Source organism: Erythrobacter sp. YT30, from assembly GCF_001542875.1.
In the GTDB taxonomy this organism is placed as follows: domain Bacteria; phylum Pseudomonadota; class Alphaproteobacteria; order Sphingomonadales; family Sphingomonadaceae; genus Erythrobacter.
This window is the reverse complement of record NZ_LMAF01000001.1, coordinates 264,341-280,505: the sequence shown is the minus strand read 5'-3', so window position 1 is coordinate 280,505 and position 16,165 is coordinate 264,341. Positions and strand designations below refer to the sequence as shown.

Below are 16,165 nucleotides of genomic sequence, written 5' to 3'. Positions count from 1 at the left end.
CACTCTATCGCGAGCGGCGTCGCCGGTCTGTGCCTGCCATTCTTTCCGGCGCGGGCGTGAGGCAATCCATCCGCCCGCATCGGGGGCAACCAACACCTAGCGGCACTGCATCGGCCCGATCAAGCGAGACACCGCGCGCCTGTGCCAATTCTCCCGCGAAACGCGCTTCAATCCCCAACACGATGGCTCTTCGCGCAGAGCAAGCGACCCCGTCCACTTCAACGGTACGAGCCATGGTGAACCAATGCTTGGCCGAAGCTTCGCCCTCACCGAATGTGACAGCCTGCGTAAGCATGGTCCCGCGGCTTTCAAACGCGGCATAGGGAGCCCAGGCAGGCCAGCGCGCGCCATCCAACGGGTAGATCGCACCACTTGCGCCGGCGGTGAAGGCAACCATTCGGCCTGTACGCCCGAAACGCGCGCTAAAGAATGGCAATCCGCGTTCTCCAACGCGTTGAAGCGTGGTGAGCCGCTGTGCTACTTGATCAAAACTCGATGCGAAACGTCTCTGGAGGATGTTCACATCGTAAGCGGTTTGCTCGCACGCCCGCAGGAAACGCCTGTACGGCATCAGCAGAGCGCCCGCGACGTAATCGGTCACATGCTCGCGGAAACGATCATACGCTTCGTCAGAGGGAAGCGATGCGCCTGCAACCAGCGCGTCGATCTCATCGCGCATTTCAAGACTGCCGATCTGCCGAGCAATCTGAAACCGCCTGGCTGCACCCGGTAGCATTTCGGAAAGCTGCAATTGGCGCGCATGCAGATCGAGCCGGTGCACGATCCCCGGCATCACCTCGGTGGGTAGTACGCGCACTGACAGCTGGTGCTTTTCCCGCAGCCTTTCGCTCAGCGCAGCACTGATATCGCCGTGCGACAGGCGCAGGGTTTCGGACAGATCCTCTGCCGCGTGATCGAGATCGGCGAAGTGGTTTTGCCACCGCTCCACCGCGACCCGCGCCTCGGCCAGCGGATCTTCAGGATTGGCAAGCGGTGCGGCTGCATTGTCATAAAGGAGAGCAAAGGCTGCTGCTGCCTGCGGTGCGGCAGAAAGAAATTCCTGCACTTCCTCTCTATCGATCCCCAAGTCCGCAAAGCGTTTGTCAGCCAGACGCCGGGCGAGGCCATCAACACCGCCAATTGCCTCGTCCTCGCGCAAGGATCGCGGATCAAAATCGAACCGCTCAATCACCTGGACCAGTACGCGCGCCGAAAGCGGGCGCTGATTGCGCTCAATCAGATTGAGATAGCTTGGCGAAATGCCCAAAGCATTCGCCATTGCAGCTTGGGTGAGCCCTTCGCGTTTGCGCAAACGGCGCAAAGCAGGACCGGCGAGTAGGGTGTTGTCAGCCATAATGGCGCTGTAAATAAATTTACAACCTTACACAAGGTTTACCCTACAAAGGCGATCATTGACAAAATATTTTGTAATTTTTCCTGTTATGTTGCGCTGCACCACGGCACACCAAGGTCATTCACTCCCCAAGGTTCACGGAGATACCAAATGACCTACATGAAAAAGATCGACGAGATGCGTGGCCTCGTCAACAGCAATGGCCCAAGCTGGGGCGCCATTGATCCTGAGAGCGCCGCTCGCATGGTGCTTCAAAACCGTTTCCCGACCGGCCTCGATATCGCGAAATACACCGCGAAGATCATGCGCGCCGATATGGAAGCCTACGATGCCGACCCTGCGAATTACACGCAATCGCTCGGCTGCTGGCACGGGTTCATCGCTCAGCAGAAAATGATCTCGATCAAGAAGCATTTTGGCAGCACCAAACAGCGCTATCTCTACCTGTCAGGCTGGATGGTTGCAGCTTTGCGCAGCGAATTTGGCCCACTGCCCGATCAGTCCATGCATGAGAAAACCTCTGTGCCTGCTCTGATCGAAGAGCTCTACACCTTCTTGAAGCAAGCTGATGCACGCGAGCTTGGCGGCCTGTTCCGCGAGCTTGATGCAGCACGCGCAAATGGCGATGCTGTTGAAGCCAAGCGCCTCGAAAACGCGATCGACAATTACGAAACCCACGTCGTTCCGATCATTGCTGATATCGATGCTGGCTTTGGCAATGCCGAGGCAACCTATCTGCTCGCCAAAAAAATGATCGAAGCGGGTGCCTGCGCTCTTCAAATCGAAAACCAGGTTTCGGATGAAAAGCAGTGCGGCCACCAGGACGGCAAGGTTACTGTTCCTCACGAGGACTTCATTCAGAAGATCCGCGCTTGCCGTCACGCCTTCCTTGAAATGGGCGTTGATGATGGCGTCATTGTTGCACGCACCGATTCATTGGGTGCTGGCCTCACCAAGCAGATCGCATTCTCGAAAGAGCCCGGCGATTTGGGTGATCAGTACAATGCTTTCCTCGATTGCGATGAAGTCGATCCGGCCAATATCACAAATGGCCAGGTCTTTATCAGCCGCGATGGCAAGCTGATGGCGCCCAAGCGTCTTCCGTCAAACCTCTACCAGTTTCGCGCTGGTACCGGCGAAGATCGCTGCGTCCTTGACTGCATCACGTCGCTTCAGAATGGCGCCGACCTGCTGTGGATCGAAACTGAAAAGCCGCATGTCGAGCAAATCGCAGGCATGGTGGACCGGGTTCGTGAAGTCATCCCGAATGCAAAGCTGGTTTACAACAACTCGCCTAGCTTCAACTGGACTCTGAACTTCCGTCAGCAAGTCTATGATGCATGGGTAGAAGCTGGCAAAGACGTTTCCGCTTACGATCGTGATAAGCTGATGAGTGTCGACTATGACACGACCGATCTTGCCATTGAAGCTGATGAGAAGATCCGCACCTTCCAGGCCGATGCATCGAAGCGCGCCGGTATCTTCCACCACCTTATCACGCTGCCGACTTACCACACGGCTGCGCTGAGCACTGACAACCTCGCTAAGGAATACTTCGGCGATCAGGCAATGCTCGGTTACGTTAAAGGCGTGCAGCGTGAAGAGATCCGTCAGGGCATCGCCTGCGTCAAGCACCAGAACATGGCTGGCAGCGACATTGGCGATGATCACAAGGAATACTTCGCTGGTGAAGCGGCCCTGAAAGCGGGCGGCAAAGACAACACCATGAACCAGTTCGAGGCGGCATAAACAGCCACTTCACACGGTTGGAGAGGGGATCCTGCTTAGCCATTCCGCGCAGATGGCGATGCAGGATCCTTAATCGAATGCTGGCAATTCCGCTCGACAGAATTTACACGGTGGAAGCCTGATATTCGACCTGTTCCGGAACCATTCGATCCGGCATAGGCTTTATCTCCATACCCAAGGAGAATTACCGATGAGCGATTCCGACACCGCAAGCCGCGAACCATCACGCGCCCGCGCGCTTCTTTCCACCGCAGATATGAAGCTGCTTCGGCGCGCTCTGGAAAGCCACGCGCGCAACACGGAAGACCGTGACGAACTTGCGAAGATCAACGCGCTGCACCACCGGCTTGGCACATATGTGCCGTCATCAAGCTAGGCGGATAAGCGTTTAACCAGTTCTCCTGGGGAGGAGAAAACGGCCGTCGGAGCGGGTGAACCCCCTGCTCCGGCGGCCGTTATTTTATGCTCGTCTACTATGGGCGCGGTGCGCTCTAGAGTCCGTACCAGAGCACCAGCAGGATCGAGAGGGTCGTCACCATCAGGACGACAAGTGGTACGCCCGTGCGGATATAGTCCGAAAATTCGTATGATCCCTCAGACATGATCAGCATATTCGTCTGGTACGCAATCGGTGTCGCGTAGCACAGATTGCACCCGAACAGTACGGCCAGCACCAGAGGTTCGGCGGGGATACCCAATTGCGCGGCAATGCCAAAAGCAATGGGCGTGCCCACTGTGGCAGCCGTCGCGTTAGAGGCGAAGTTCGTGATGAAGGTCACAAATGCCATCACGGCTGCAAGAACCAGCGCTGGCGGAAGATAGACGAGGCCTATCGACAAAGCCTCTCCCAGCCACGCAGCAGCGCCGCTGTCATCGATCACTCGACCTATGGCGATACTCGCAGCGACAAGGACGATGACCTGCCCAGATAGCGCGCGCCCTACCCTGTCGAATTTGACGCAACCCGTTACGAACATCAGGATCGCGCCCGCAAGAGCGGAAATCGCAATCGGGAACAGGCCAAAAGCAGCCGTAAGGACCGAGAACGCCATGATCGCGGCTGCCAGCAGCGCTTTTGACCGGCGCGGCAATTCACGTGCGCCATCCAGCATCAAAAGGCTGTCATTGCGGGCAAACGTCTGGAGGTCTTCCTCAATCCCCATGACGAGCAGAACATCGCCTTCCGCAATGCGCAGATCACCGCCATCCGAATATTGGTTCTTTTCACCCAAAAGCCGCTCGGGCCGGTGAATGCCGAGAACCGCAACGCTGTAGAGATCGGCAATTCCTGAGCTTGGCAATGTGCGAGTGATCAAGCGAGAATCGGCCGTCACTGTCATCTCGAACACCATCACGTCTTCGCCTTGAGCAGATGCTGTTCGCTTGATGCGGTCGAGCACCCAGCTGGGCGCCAATTGGCCTTTCAACTCGCGTGTTGCATCTTCCAAGGCCTGGTGACTGCCGGAGATATGCAATTGCTGCTGTGGTTGCAAAGGGCCGCTTGGCGGGCTGTGAAGCGTGATGCCCTTTGGAAACCTCGTTTCGACCTCGGCCATCTCCTTGCCTGCCAAAAAAGAATCGGTCCCCACTCTAAGCCGCGTGTGGAATTGCCGCTCAGCCACCTGATTTTCGACGCGGTTGTCGTCAAGCAATCGCGGCATGACGAGCCACATATATGGAATTGCCACCAGGGCCGCGAGAAGCACGATCGGGGTAAAATCGAAAACTCCCATCTCGCGCATTCCCAGATCAACCGCGATGGAAACGACGAGGATGTTGGTCGATGTGCCAATCGTTGTCGCAAGCCCGCCAATCAACGAGGCTGCGTTCAAGGGCATCAGTGTTTTCGATGTCGCCATAGCCCCGCGCTGCGCGAGCGCTGCGAAAATCGGGATCATCAGCACAAGCACCGGTGTGTTGTTGACGAACATCGACAGCACCAGCGTGATGATGAGCGAAAACAGCAAGCCCAATTGCAGATTGAAGCGGAATAATTGCTCCAGCAAACGCGCCGCTGGCTCCAATGCCCCGGTGACAACCAGCCCCCTACCCATGATCATAAGCGCGCAAATGGTGATCAGCGCGTAGTGGCCAAACCCGCCAAACGCGAGTGCAAGGCCATCAGTTGGTTTGGTGCCTTCAAGCGGGAAGAAATACAGGCCCACCGCAATCACTGCGATAGTTAGCAAGCTTATGATTTCGATGGACATTCGCCCTCGGACGAACTCCACGAACATCCAAATCGTAACCACCATGGCGGCCATTGCATGATAGGAGGGCATATCCAGCATAAGCGTGTCGATGCTGATCTCTCAGGCGAAGTGCCCGTTGGCAAGCGCGATTTTCAATTTCGGCCTCGAGAAAGAGTGGTGCCCCTGGCCGGACTCGAACCGGCACTCCCGTAGGAAAGCGATTTTGAATCGCTCGCGTCTACCAATTCCACCACAGGGGCACTGCGCTTGGCGAAGCGCGGCTGTTAGCGTTGGCACGCTATTACTTCAAGCTATTCGCCAAAATCTTATGCAATTTCGAATGCAACGCATCGTTCGCCGCCAGAACCTGTTTTGAATGGATGGGTTCGGAGCGTCCGCGGAAATCCGAAACGAAGCCGCCAGCTTCGCGAACGAGAAGGCATCCAGCAGCCGTGTCCCAATCATTAAGGCCGCTTTCCCAAAAGCCATCAAAACGCCCCTGCGCCAGATAAGCGAGATCAAGCGAGGCCGCGCCGAACCGGCGAATGCCTGCAACTTCTGGGCCGATCGCGCCAAAGATGCGGCTCCACTCTGCAAAGTCACCATGCCCCTGAAACGGAATGCCGGTTGCGATCAGCGCTTCGTGCAATTGCCTGCGGCCTGACACGCGAAGGCGCGCATCCTGAAGCCATGCGCCGCGCGATTTCTCCGCCCAATATGTCTCGTCATTGATCGGGTTGTAGATGACGCCAGCGGTCACCTCGCCCCAGCCTTTGCCGTCGAGGCGTGGCTCCTGAACAGCGATGCTGATGGCAAAATGCGGGATGCCGTGGAGAAAGTTGCTCGTTCCATCGAGGGGGTCGATGATCCAGCGCGGCTTGCCCTCATCACCTTCGATGATGCCGGCCTCTTCAAGGACGAAGCCCCAACCTGGGCGGGCCGCGAGCAATTCATCATAGATCGTACGCTCAGCGCGCATATCGGCTTTTGAAACGAAATCGGCAGGGCCTTTGCGGCTGACCTGAAGGTGTTCCACTTCACCAAAATCGCGGCGCAAACGCCCGCCCGCTTTACGCGCGGCGCGCTCCATCACGCGAACGAGGCCTGAAAACATGCTCATGGCGCGTCAGCTGGCCTTACCGACGTAGGTCTGCTCGTACACATCAACGACAATGCGCGTGCCGCTTTCGATATGCGGCGGCACCATGATGCGAACGCCATTGTCGAGGACGGCAGGCTTGTAACTGGATGAGGCTGTCTGCCCCTTCACCACTGCATCTGCTTCAACTATCTCGGCTTCGATCTGAGCGGGGAGTTGCACGCTGATGGGCTTTTCTTCCCACAGCTCGAGCATCACCTGCATACCATCCTGCAAGAACGGGCGGGCATCGCCCAGAAGGTCACTTGGCAGATTGATCTGCTCATAAGTATTCTGATCCATGAATACGAGCATGTCGCCATCTTCATAGAGGAACTGATAATCGTTCGTGTCGAGCCGAACCTTCTCAACCGTGTCAGCGCTGCGGAAACGGACATTGGTTTTGCGCCCGTCCTGCAGGTTCTTCATCTCGACCTGCATGTAAGCACCACCCTTGCCCGGTTGCGTGTGCTGGATCTTGGCGACTTTCCAGATGCCATTTTCGTATTCGATGATGTTGCCGGGGCGGATATCGACGCCGCTGATCTTCATGGGCTAACGCTTTCTGAAATGTGGTTCTGATAGAGGTCTGAAACGCGACCTCTTCGGAGATTGAGCGCGCATAGACCAGCCCCTGACAGACAGCAAGGTTGGGTCTTGAGAAGATGTAAATTGGTGCGTTCCGGCTGGTAAGCAAGTGTTTACCCTGATATCAGGCAGCGCAAGGGATCGGACGGGACACCATGCGTAGACGCCACATCATCGTGCTTACCGCTTCAGCTGCGTTTATCGCCGCGTCGTCGGGAAATATGTTTGACGTTGATGGGCCAATTCTCAAACCGCTGATCGCATTGGTTCAAGGCGGCGCTGCAAAAGCCGCTGTCCCGCAGGCACCCAGTCAGGCCGATGGCGGCCCATTGGGAACCATGCCGCATGGGACATATCAATGCGCCCTGCCAGGCGATGCGGATGGAAGCGTCATCAAAGTTGTCGAATCTGAAAACTTTCGCATTGCGCGCGCTTCACGATACAGAAACGAAGAGGGCGGCGGTCTCTACCTGATGCGCGGCAAGATGCTTACGTTCACGCAAGGCCCCAAAAAGGGTGAACGTTTCATGCGTGTGGGCGACAATCAGTTGCAGCAGGTGAAGCCTGATGGTTCGCTCAGCAAGCTGATCTGCACCCGTCTGGGTGGCACGAGCTAGACGGCCTTAATAGCGGCGACAAAATCGCGCACGGCCGCTTCTTCATCGCCATTCCAGACAGCGCCGGACACAGCGAGAAAATCCGCGCCTGCCGCGACCAAGGGCTTGCAGTTTCCAGGCGTGATCCCGCCGATTGCTACGACGGGTATCTCGAACAGTTTGACCCACCATTCGATTAAAGAGGCATCAGGGCGTTCGGCATCGGGCCCCTTGTCCTTCGTGCTTGAGGGGAAGAATGCGCCGAATGCGACGTAATCCGCCCCAGCCTCTCCTGCTTCCATCGCGAGGTGCTTTGACGCGTGGCAGGTCACTCCGATCTGCGCCTCGCGCCCCAAGGCCTCTCGCGCTTCTTTCGGATCGCCGTCATCCTGGCCCAGATGCACACCCTCTGCGCCCAAGCGCTTTGCCAGCGGAACGCTGTCATTGACGATAAATGCGCAGTCATGCGCCGCGCAGATCGCTTGTAGAGGCTCTGCAAGCCGCGCGGCCTCGTGCTGATCCACGTCTTTCACGCGGAACTGAAACGCGGCGACCAGCCCTTCGCCCGCAGCAAGCGCGCGTTCGAGCCGTTGAGGAAAATCCCCGCCCACATCGAGCGGGGAAATCAGGTAAAGCTGAGTGTCGGGTGTAGTCACCCGCGCCCCTTAACCAGCAACGCTGGCCGCTGCAATCTGATCGATCGCTTTGCCAAGAGCGCCGTTGAATTCCTCATCCGACTGGCCCTTGCGAAGATCCTGCAAAAGACCTCGAGAGAAGCTGGCAATCATGCCGGGGTTCTTCGCGAGGTGTTTGCAAGCATCATCGGTTGAATAGCCACCTGAAAGTGCCACGACGCGAAGCACACTAGGATGCTCGATTGCCGGTGTGTAGTGCCCCGGCTTAACCGGGATCGAGAGTTTCAGCATCACCTTGCGGCCTTCTGGCAGCGCATCAAGGTGCTTCATGATTTCAGCGAGCAGAATGTCTTCGCCTTCTTCGCGGTCCTCTGCCGTGATATCGTATTCCGGCTCAAGCATTGGCATCAGTCCTGCATCAGCAATCTGCGCCCCAACTTCGAACTGCTGCGCGACGATGGCCGCTATGCCTTCTGGATTGGCCGACTTGATGACCGAGCGCATTTTCGTCCCGAACATTCCGTAGCCAACCGATTTTTCAAGAAGCGCGGGAAGCTTATCGAGCGGCTTCATCAACTGTACGCCGTTCTCTTCGTCGGCGAGCCCCTGGTCGACCTTGATAAAGGGGACAATTCCGCGCTCTTTCAGCGCATCAGCCGTGGACTTGCCATCGACTTCGCCATCCATCGTTTTTTCAAACAGGATCGCACCGATCACCTTTCCGCTGGAAAAACAGGTGGAGGTGATGACGCGGCTGCGCATCTGGTGGATTTGGCCGAACATTTCCTCATCGCCCGACCACTCGCTGTCTTCCACACCGTACCCGCGAAGCGCTTTGGGAGTGGAGCCGCCCGATTGATCGAGCGCTGCGATAAAGCCTTGGCCCTCGGCGATTTTCGCGGTCATTTGTTCGGTGTTCATGGCTGTCCTCTGAGTGTTGAAAGCGAAGTGTTCCGTTTTGCGAAAAGCCCTAGCCATCCGGCTTGTGGGCGACAATTGGCCACAAGTATAAGCGCGGCGGGCCTTAGGAGGGGTGCGGCGAGCCGAATTGGGCTTTGGCAGGGGTCATGATCGGGGCGAAAATTTGCGGATGATCCCGGTAAAGCTCAAGGCAGGCGCGCCATCGCCGGTGATAATGCCGCGCACGAAAATCGTCTTGCCTCCGCCCCGCGTAACTTCGCCGCGCGCTTCGACCAGAGCCCCGGGCTGGATCGCGCCAAGGAAATCACTCGACAGGTTCATAGTCACGGCATTCGCGCCATCGAGTTCATCAGTGGCGATCGCGAACAGCGCAAAATCGGCAAAGGTCATCAGGCACCCGCCATGCATCGCGCCAGCCCCATTCATATGACGATCTTCCGCACGAAAAGCGCTGAGGTAGGATCCATCTTCCTCCCGCCGCATGAAGAACGGGCCTGAGCGTGTTTCAAACGGATCGTGGTTCCAGTGATACCACCCCGCAAACTCACCTTCTCGGCACTCGACGGCATTGCCGTACCCGTATTGCGTTGTCGCTTCAGTCATTTGGAAAGTGCAGCAACTCCAGGTAGTTCCTTGCCTTCCATCCATTCAAGAAAAGCACCGCCTGCCGTCGAAATATAGGTCACATCATCGGTTACGCCTGCCTGCGCGAGAGCAGCGACCGTATCGCCGCCTCCTGCAACTGACGTAAGCGATCCTTCCTGCGTGAGTGCTGCAACATGGCGGGCAAGCGCCATCGTTGCCGCATCAAACGGTTCAGTTTCAAACGCACCGAGCGGACCATTCCAGACCAGTGTGCGGCAGGTCTTGAGAACATCTGCCAGCGCTTCTGTCGCGTTAGGCCCGATATCAAGGATCATCTCATCTTCGGCAACCTCGTGAACGTTGCAGGTGCGCAGGGATTCGGGGTTTGCGGCAAATTCCTTCGCCACCACCACATCGTAAGGAAGATGCACTGTACAGCCAGCGTGATCGGCCTCATCCATGATTTTGGAGGCTGTGTCTGTGAGATCATGTTCGCAAAGCGATTTGCCCACGTTGAGCCCGCGCGCGGCGAGAAACGTGTTTGCCATCCCGCCGCCAATGATCAGGTGCTGGACCTTGCCGACGAGGTTTTGAAGCACGTCAAGCTTGGTCGATACTTTCGCCCCGCCCACAACCGCGGCCACTGGCTGCTCGGCATTGCCCAGAGCGCTGTCGAGGGCTTTCAATTCTCGCTCCATCGCACGCCCTGCATAGGCTGGCAGGTATTGGGCAATCCCCTCTGTCGTCGCATGCGCGCGGTGCGCTGCCGAAAACGCATCATTGACATAAAAATCGCCATGCGCCGCGATGGCTTGCGCGAAATTGGGATCATTTCCCTCTTCACCCGGCCAGAAGCGTGTGTTGTCCAAAAGGCCGATATCGCCATCGCGCAGGATGCCGATGGATTGCTCCACGACCGGCCCTGCGACTTCGGGGATGAACATCAGCTCCTTGCCAAGGACCCCCTCGACATCGCCTACAACCATGCTGGTGGAAAGTACGCTGGAACGCTGGCCCTTGGGCCTACCGAAATGCGCGAGAAGCAGGACTTTCGCGCCCTTGTCTGACAGTTCCAGGATCGTTGGCTTGACTGCTTCAACCCGCGTAACATCAGTGGCTGAGCCATCCTTCATCGGGAGATTGAGATCGACCCTGACGAGCGCAACCTTACCGGTCACATCACCAAGATCATCAAGCGTTTTGAAAGCAGCCATTGCCCGGCCTTTCCGTCTCAGATCAGAGGAATTTCGCCATCACACCCGCAGTGTCGATCATGCGGTTGGAAAAGCCCCATTCATTATCATACCAGCTGACCACGCGGCCCAATTTCCCTTCCATCACGCCCGTTTCGAGGCTGTCGATGGTCGAGCTTGCGGGGTGGTGGTTGAAATCCTGCGAGACGAGCGGCTGTTCGGTGTAGTCGAGCACGCCTTTCATTGGGCCTTCGGCAGCTGCCTTGAGCGCTGCGTTCAGCTCTTCGGCGGTGGTGTCGCGGCTCGGCTGGAACACCAGATCGATCAGGCTGACATTGGGTGTCGGCACACGAACCGATGATCCGTCGAGCTTGCCTGCGAGTTCAGGCAAAACCAGGCCAACAGCGCGCGCCGCACCGGTTGTTGTCGGGATCATATTCTGCGCACCGCCGCGCGCGCGGCGCATGTCGGAGTGCATCTGATCGAGCATGCGCTGATCGTTGGTGTAAGAGTGGATCGTGGTCATGAAACCGCGCTCAATTCCAACCGTATCGTGAAGCACTTTCGCAACCGGGGAGAGGCAGTTCGTGGTGCAGCTCGCGTTAGAGACGATCACGTCATCAGCGGTGAGCAAATCGTGGTTCACGCCGTAAACAACGGTTGCCGATACGCCTTTTGCAGGCGCGGAGATCAAAACGCGCTTTGCCCCCGCTTCAAGGTGCGGGCGGCAAGCTTCATCGCTTTGAAAAAAGCCGGTGCATTCCAGCACGATATCAACGCCCTGTTCGCCATGCGGCAGATCGCCGGGATTGCGCTCAGAGGTTACGGCGATGCTCTTGCCGTTAACCACCATCGCGCCGTCTTTTACATCGACAGTGCCGGGGAATCGCCCATGGGTGGAATCGTATTGAAACAGCAGCGCATTTGATTTCGTGTCAGCAAGATCATTGATCGAGACAAGCTCAAAATCATGATCGGTCCGCTCCAGAAGAGCGCGCGCCACAAGCCGTCCGATACGGCCAAAACCATTGATCGCAACTTTAGTCGCCATGTGAAGAACTCCTGCGTGTATTCTGTTTTATTGTGATAGTTTTGAAAGGATTTGCGGAACGATCTTGTCCGCAGTGAAACCGAAATGCTCGAACAGGTCCTTAGCAGGTGCAGAGGCACCAAAGCTGTCTATTCCGATATTCAGGGCCTTTAATCCGGTGTAGCGCTCCCATCCGAAAGTCGAGCCTGCCTCGATCGAAACTTTCATAACGCCGCCGGGAATGATGTCGGTTTTATAGTCGTCATCCTGTTCGTCGAACAGTTCGGTGCACACCATCGACACGACGTCTGCCCCAACCCCTTGCTCCTCAAGAGCGTCTGCGCATTCGAGAGCGAGGCTGACCTCCGATCCGGTTGCGAGCAAAACGACTTTGCGCTCCGCTTTGGCTGATCGGACGCGATAGCCGCCTTTTCGCGAGAGGTTTTCGCTCTCTTCCGACAAGCGGAATTGCGGCAATCCCTGGCGTGAGAGCGCAAGAATGGAGGGTCGATCTTTTTCGAGCATGGCCGCTGCCCAGCATTCCGCCGTTTCCACCGCATCGCCGGGGCGAAATACGAGGAGATTGGGCATCGCGCGAAGCGAAGCGAGATGTTCGACAGGCTGGTGCGTCGGTCCATCTTCGCCAAGGCCAATACTGTCATGCGTCATCACATAAATGACGCGCGTTTCCTGGACAGCCGACAAACGGATCGCGCCGCGTGCATAATCGGTGAAGACTAGGAACGTACCGCCATAGGGCACCACGCCGCCATGCAGCGCCATCCCGTTCATGGCCGCAGCCATGCCGAACTCGCGAATGCCGTAATAGACATAGCGGCCCGAATAATCATCGGCGGTGAAAGCTTCGATGCCGCCAGCCTTGGTGTTGTTTGAGCCTGTCAGATCCGCGCTTCCACCAATCAGTTCGGGCAGAAGCGGGTTCATTTGCGCCAGTGCCATTTCGCTCGCCTTGCGGGTTGCGACTTTGACAGGTTCGGCGATCAGCGATGCGATATAATCTTTGGATGCGGTGCTTACAGGCAGATCACCCGCCATGCGGCGCTCAAATTCTTCCTTGTGCTCTGATCCAGCAAGGCGCGCAGCCCATTCGCCGTGAATATCGCGCCCTCTTTCTCCCGTGGCGCGCCAATCCGTTAGAATGTCCTCAGGAACGACAAATGGCTCGGCATCCCATCCAAGCGCCTCTCTCGCCCCCGCAATCTCTTCTGGCCCTAGGGGAGCACCGTGCGTTGCGCTCGTGCCTTGCTTGGTTGGCGCGCCTTTTCCGATAACAGTGCGGCATGCGATCAAGGATGGGCGCGGGTCGGCCTTGGCTTCGTCCAGCGCCCGATCAATGTCTTCAAAATCATGGCCGTCGCATTCGGTGACATGCCAACCTGTCGCAGCATAGCGGGCCTTCACATCCTCTGAGGTTGAAAGATCGGTCGAACCATCAATCGTGATACGATTGTCATCCCAAAGAACGTTGAGCCGCCCGAGATTCAAATGCCCGGCAAGTCCAATCGCTTCGTGATTGATCCCTTCCATCAGGCACCCGTCGCCTGCGACCACCCAGGTGCGGTGATCGACCAGGTCATTGCCGAAGACGCTGTTCAAATGCCGCTCCGCCATGGCCATCCCCACCGCCATCGCAAGCCCCTGACCAAGCGGCCCGGTGGTGCATTCGACGCCTTCCAGCAGGAAATTCTCAGGATGCCCTGCACAAGGACTACCCAATTGTCGGAAATTGCGAATGTCCTCCATCGTCGGCTTCGCATAACCGCTGAGGTGCAGGAGGCTGTAAATCAGCATCGAACCATGCCCTGCAGAAAGGACAAAGCGATCCCGGTCAGCCCAGTCGGGGCGAGCGGGATTGAATTTCAGGTGGTTGGAAAACAGCACGCTCGCAACATCGGCCATCCCCATCGGCATGCCCGGGTGGCCGGAATTGGCGGCCTGCACGGCATCCATCGAAAGAGCGCGGATGGCATTAGCCATGGGCTGAAGACGGGCTGCGTCAGTTGACATGCGGGCAAAACACTCCTGCTGATCCCATTTCATTGCCGTGGTTTTGGAAGGAGTGTGCGCTCCGAATTTTCAGCGGCCACGCACGATTGGCAATGAGCGATTCGACTTGTGTGCCTGCCATCGCCGAGCCTCAATACGAGGTCAACCGCGAGAGGCCATCTTACCCCTTTCATTCGCTCGGTTGTTCAGGGCTTTGCCGACACTGGCCGTAAGGTTCATTGGCAAGGCTTCGATGTAAGGTGTTGTAAATGAGCGACCGACCGCCCTCACTTATCAACAGTAGGGCCCAATATGGACGCATCACAATTTTGCTATGCCTGCATCGTCTTGATAAGAAAGTGCGCATTATGGGCGGGAGGCACATAGATATTGCGCTTGAGCGGCTCGAAGCTGCCTTGACCAGGATTGAGGCTGCCGAGGCCCATTCTACTACGAAATCTGATGCTGCCCCTTCCCCTTCAGAGCCAAGCTCAGAACGCGTCACTGCGCTCGTCAACGCACATGAAAAACTGCGCGAAGAAGTGAGTGAGACGCTACGCGAACTCGATCAATTGATTGAGGATCACAGCTGATGAGCACAGTGCAAGTCACGATCGGACCGCGCACCTATCCCGTTGAATGCGCAGACGGCGAAGAAGAACACATCCAAAAGCTCGCCGATCTGATCGATCAAAAGTACGCTCAACTGGGCGAAGCGCGCGCACCACAGGAAACGCAGAACCTTGTATTCGCAGCATTGTTTCTGGCCGACGAGTTATCAGAAGCACGCGGCGCGACTGGCTCTAAAGATGCTGACACGCCAAAGCCATCGGGTAAAAAGGCCGAATTGAAAGCGGAGATTGAGAAGTTGCGCGATGAGAATGCAGCGCTTCAAGCGGAAGTCGCCAAGGTAAGCGAGGCTGCGAAATCTCCGGGCGACTTGTTTAGCACGGATCAAGGCGATGATGCCGAACTTGCCGCAAAACTGGAGGCATTAGCCGCGCGCGCCGAAGCGGCAGCAGACGCGCTTGAAGCCGCAGCATCAGACGCTTAGATAAGCAATCGGCGGGGCTGCCCGGAACGAGCCGATCGAATATCCCTGAGGCTATAAGCATTCCTACGGGAGCTGTCCCTGCTCTGGAACATGGGCCACTGCATCTTCGGATGGAACCTGGGGACCGGAGTATACGGCGCCCACCTGACGTTTTCGCGTCAGAGGATTTCCGTGCAAACGACCCATGGTGGTCCCGTCATCTTCTTGTTTTTCCTGCTCGATATGCAGTGAATTAAGGGCGCTTGGCCGTCCTGATGGATCAGTTGGGACCGAAATTGATGACAGTCACAAAGTCGGCCTTGCGAAAGATCCTGCGGGCGACACGAAAAGAGCACGCCGCGGCCCAACCTGATGCGGTTCGTGCGCTGCTTTTCAATCGGCCGCCGCGCCCTCTTCTCGCCCATATAGAGGGGGAGGCCATCATCGGGTTGTATCATGCGACCGGTTCCGAAGCGCCAACCGGCGGCTATGCGCGGTTTTTTGCTGAGGAAGGTCACAGAATCGCGCTTCCGTACTTCGCGACGCAGGATGCACCCATGGCATTTCGCGAACACACCGATCCTTTTAGCCAAAGCGATCTGACAACAGGCGCTTTTGACATCAAACAGCCCAGCAAGGCCGCTGCTCAGCTCACTCCCGATATCGTGTTCGTCCCCCTCATTGGTTTCACCGCGCAAGGCGACAGACTTGGCCAGGGCGGTGGGCACTATGATCGCTGGCTCGTGGAACATCCCAAGGCGATGACCATTGGAATGGCGTGGGATGTTCAATTGGTCGAGCATCTCCCGACAGAATCGCACGATGTCACGCTTGATGCCATCGTCACCCCAACCCGCCTCTATGGCCTTGATTAAGAGAGACTAAGAACCGATGCGCGAGACCCCGACATGGCGAATCCCAGTGGGCATCGTGGGCCTTTTCCTTGTACTCATGGTCTATGCCATTTTGATTGCCCGCTATGCGCCAGAAGTAATTGGCGGATGGTCGGGAGGCGCACAGACGGTCGTATACCTGATCCTCGGAGTGATCTGGCTCCTGCCTTTGCGCAATTTCCTCATCTGGATGGAAACGGGGAGCTGGACGGCTCCCAGTGCGCCGCCGGAAGAAAACGAGTAGCACTAAT

The 16,165-nt window shown here is 57.1% G+C and carries 17 protein-coding genes and 1 tRNA gene; 7 read left to right on the top strand and 11 right to left on the bottom strand.

Annotated elements, in window-relative coordinates; translation table 11 throughout:
* Nucleotides 1–4 precede the first annotated feature (4 nt).
* Nucleotides 5–1,354 carry a short-chain fatty acyl-CoA regulator family protein gene (locus AUC45_RS01315; protein ID WP_067597045.1) on the bottom strand — a complete coding sequence of 450 codons (1,350 nt, stop codon included), beginning with the start codon at nucleotides 1,352–1,354 and terminating at the stop codon, nucleotides 5–7.
* Nucleotides 1,355–1,513: 159 nt separating this feature from the next.
* Between AUC45_RS01315 and AUC45_RS01310 the strand changes: the two genes are divergently transcribed.
* Together AUC45_RS01310 and AUC45_RS01305 are read left to right on the top strand one after the other, a co-directional pair.
* Nucleotides 1,514–3,103 carry an isocitrate lyase gene (locus AUC45_RS01310; protein WP_369815218.1) on the top strand — a complete coding sequence of 530 codons (1,590 nt, stop codon included), beginning with the start codon at nucleotides 1,514–1,516 and terminating at the stop codon, nucleotides 3,101–3,103.
* A 190-nt stretch (nucleotides 3,104–3,293) separates the two neighbouring features.
* Nucleotides 3,294–3,479: a hypothetical protein gene (locus tag AUC45_RS01305; RefSeq protein WP_067597041.1), complete on the top strand. Its 186-nt coding sequence runs from the start codon at nucleotides 3,294–3,296 to the stop codon at nucleotides 3,477–3,479.
* Between the two features lie 115 nt (nucleotides 3,480–3,594).
* Here the strand turns inward: AUC45_RS01305 and AUC45_RS01300 are convergent, their stop codons facing one another.
* From AUC45_RS01300 to efp, 4 genes are all read right to left on the bottom strand, one after another.
* Complete coding sequence (locus AUC45_RS01300; protein WP_369815210.1) at nucleotides 3,595–5,313, bottom strand: SLC13 family permease; 1,719 nt, start codon at nucleotides 5,311–5,313, stop codon at nucleotides 3,595–3,597.
* A gap of 157 nt (nucleotides 5,314–5,470) precedes the next feature.
* Nucleotides 5,471–5,555, bottom strand: a tRNA-Leu gene (locus tag AUC45_RS01295).
* A 41-nt stretch (nucleotides 5,556–5,596) separates the two neighbouring features.
* Complete coding sequence (locus tag AUC45_RS01290) at nucleotides 5,597–6,415, bottom strand: inositol monophosphatase family protein (protein WP_067597039.1); 819 nt, start codon at nucleotides 6,413–6,415, stop codon at nucleotides 5,597–5,599.
* A gap of 6 nt (nucleotides 6,416–6,421) precedes the next feature.
* Nucleotides 6,422–6,985 carry an elongation factor P gene (efp, locus tag AUC45_RS01285; protein ID WP_067597037.1) on the bottom strand — a complete coding sequence of 188 codons (564 nt, stop codon included), beginning with the start codon at nucleotides 6,983–6,985 and terminating at the stop codon, nucleotides 6,422–6,424.
* A 191-nt stretch (nucleotides 6,986–7,176) separates the two neighbouring features.
* On the opposite strand from efp, the gene AUC45_RS01280 reads away from it, so the two are divergent.
* Nucleotides 7,177–7,638, top strand: coding sequence for a hypothetical protein (locus AUC45_RS01280; RefSeq protein WP_082700904.1), 462 nt, complete (start codon nucleotides 7,177–7,179; stop codon nucleotides 7,636–7,638).
* Here AUC45_RS01280 and thiE read toward each other — a convergent pair.
* From thiE to tkt, 6 genes are all read right to left on the bottom strand, one after another.
* Nucleotides 7,635–8,273: a thiamine phosphate synthase gene (thiE, locus tag AUC45_RS01275; protein ID WP_067597033.1), complete on the bottom strand. Its 639-nt coding sequence runs from the start codon at nucleotides 8,271–8,273 to the stop codon at nucleotides 7,635–7,637. The genes AUC45_RS01280 and thiE overlap by 4 nt on opposite strands.
* Before the next feature lie 9 nt (nucleotides 8,274–8,282).
* Nucleotides 8,283–9,173 carry a fructose bisphosphate aldolase gene (locus tag AUC45_RS01270; protein ID WP_067597031.1) on the bottom strand — a complete coding sequence of 297 codons (891 nt, stop codon included), beginning with the start codon at nucleotides 9,171–9,173 and terminating at the stop codon, nucleotides 8,283–8,285.
* Nucleotides 9,174–9,317: 144 nt separating this feature from the next.
* Nucleotides 9,318–9,776 (bottom strand): PaaI family thioesterase, encoded by a 459-nt coding sequence (locus AUC45_RS01265; protein ID WP_067597029.1) that lies wholly within the window; start codon nucleotides 9,774–9,776, stop codon nucleotides 9,318–9,320.
* The gene (gene pgk / locus AUC45_RS01260) at nucleotides 9,773–10,972 is read right to left on the bottom strand and encodes a phosphoglycerate kinase (RefSeq protein WP_067597027.1); all 1,200 of its coding nucleotides are present in this window, start codon (nucleotides 10,970–10,972) and stop codon (nucleotides 9,773–9,775) included. The genes AUC45_RS01265 and pgk overlap by 4 nt, the downstream gene beginning before the upstream one ends.
* A gap of 22 nt (nucleotides 10,973–10,994) precedes the next feature.
* Nucleotides 10,995–12,002 (bottom strand): type I glyceraldehyde-3-phosphate dehydrogenase, encoded by a 1,008-nt coding sequence (gene gap, locus AUC45_RS01255; RefSeq protein ID WP_067597025.1) that lies wholly within the window; start codon nucleotides 12,000–12,002, stop codon nucleotides 10,995–10,997.
* Between the two features lie 27 nt (nucleotides 12,003–12,029).
* Nucleotides 12,030–14,009, bottom strand: coding sequence for a transketolase (tkt, locus tag AUC45_RS01250; protein WP_067597023.1), 1,980 nt, complete (start codon nucleotides 14,007–14,009; stop codon nucleotides 12,030–12,032).
* 248 nt (nucleotides 14,010–14,257) lie between these two features.
* Here tkt and AUC45_RS01245 point away from each other — a divergent pair, with 248 nt between their 5' ends.
* From AUC45_RS01245 to AUC45_RS01230, 4 genes are all read left to right on the top strand, one after another.
* Nucleotides 14,258–14,581 carry a hypothetical protein gene (locus AUC45_RS01245; RefSeq protein WP_156423708.1) on the top strand — a complete coding sequence of 108 codons (324 nt, stop codon included), beginning with the start codon at nucleotides 14,258–14,260 and terminating at the stop codon, nucleotides 14,579–14,581.
* Nucleotides 14,581–15,042: a cell division protein ZapA gene (locus AUC45_RS01240; RefSeq protein WP_067597019.1), complete on the top strand. Its 462-nt coding sequence runs from the start codon at nucleotides 14,581–14,583 to the stop codon at nucleotides 15,040–15,042. The genes AUC45_RS01245 and AUC45_RS01240 overlap by 1 nt, the downstream gene beginning before the upstream one ends.
* Nucleotides 15,043–15,320: 278 nt before the next feature.
* Nucleotides 15,321–15,896: a 5-formyltetrahydrofolate cyclo-ligase gene (locus AUC45_RS01235; RefSeq protein WP_067598879.1), complete on the top strand. Its 576-nt coding sequence runs from the start codon at nucleotides 15,321–15,323 to the stop codon at nucleotides 15,894–15,896.
* Between the two features lie 16 nt (nucleotides 15,897–15,912).
* Nucleotides 15,913–16,158 (top strand): DUF2842 domain-containing protein, encoded by a 246-nt coding sequence (locus AUC45_RS01230; RefSeq protein ID WP_067597017.1) that lies wholly within the window; start codon nucleotides 15,913–15,915, stop codon nucleotides 16,156–16,158.
* Nucleotides 16,159–16,165 lie beyond the last annotated feature (7 nt).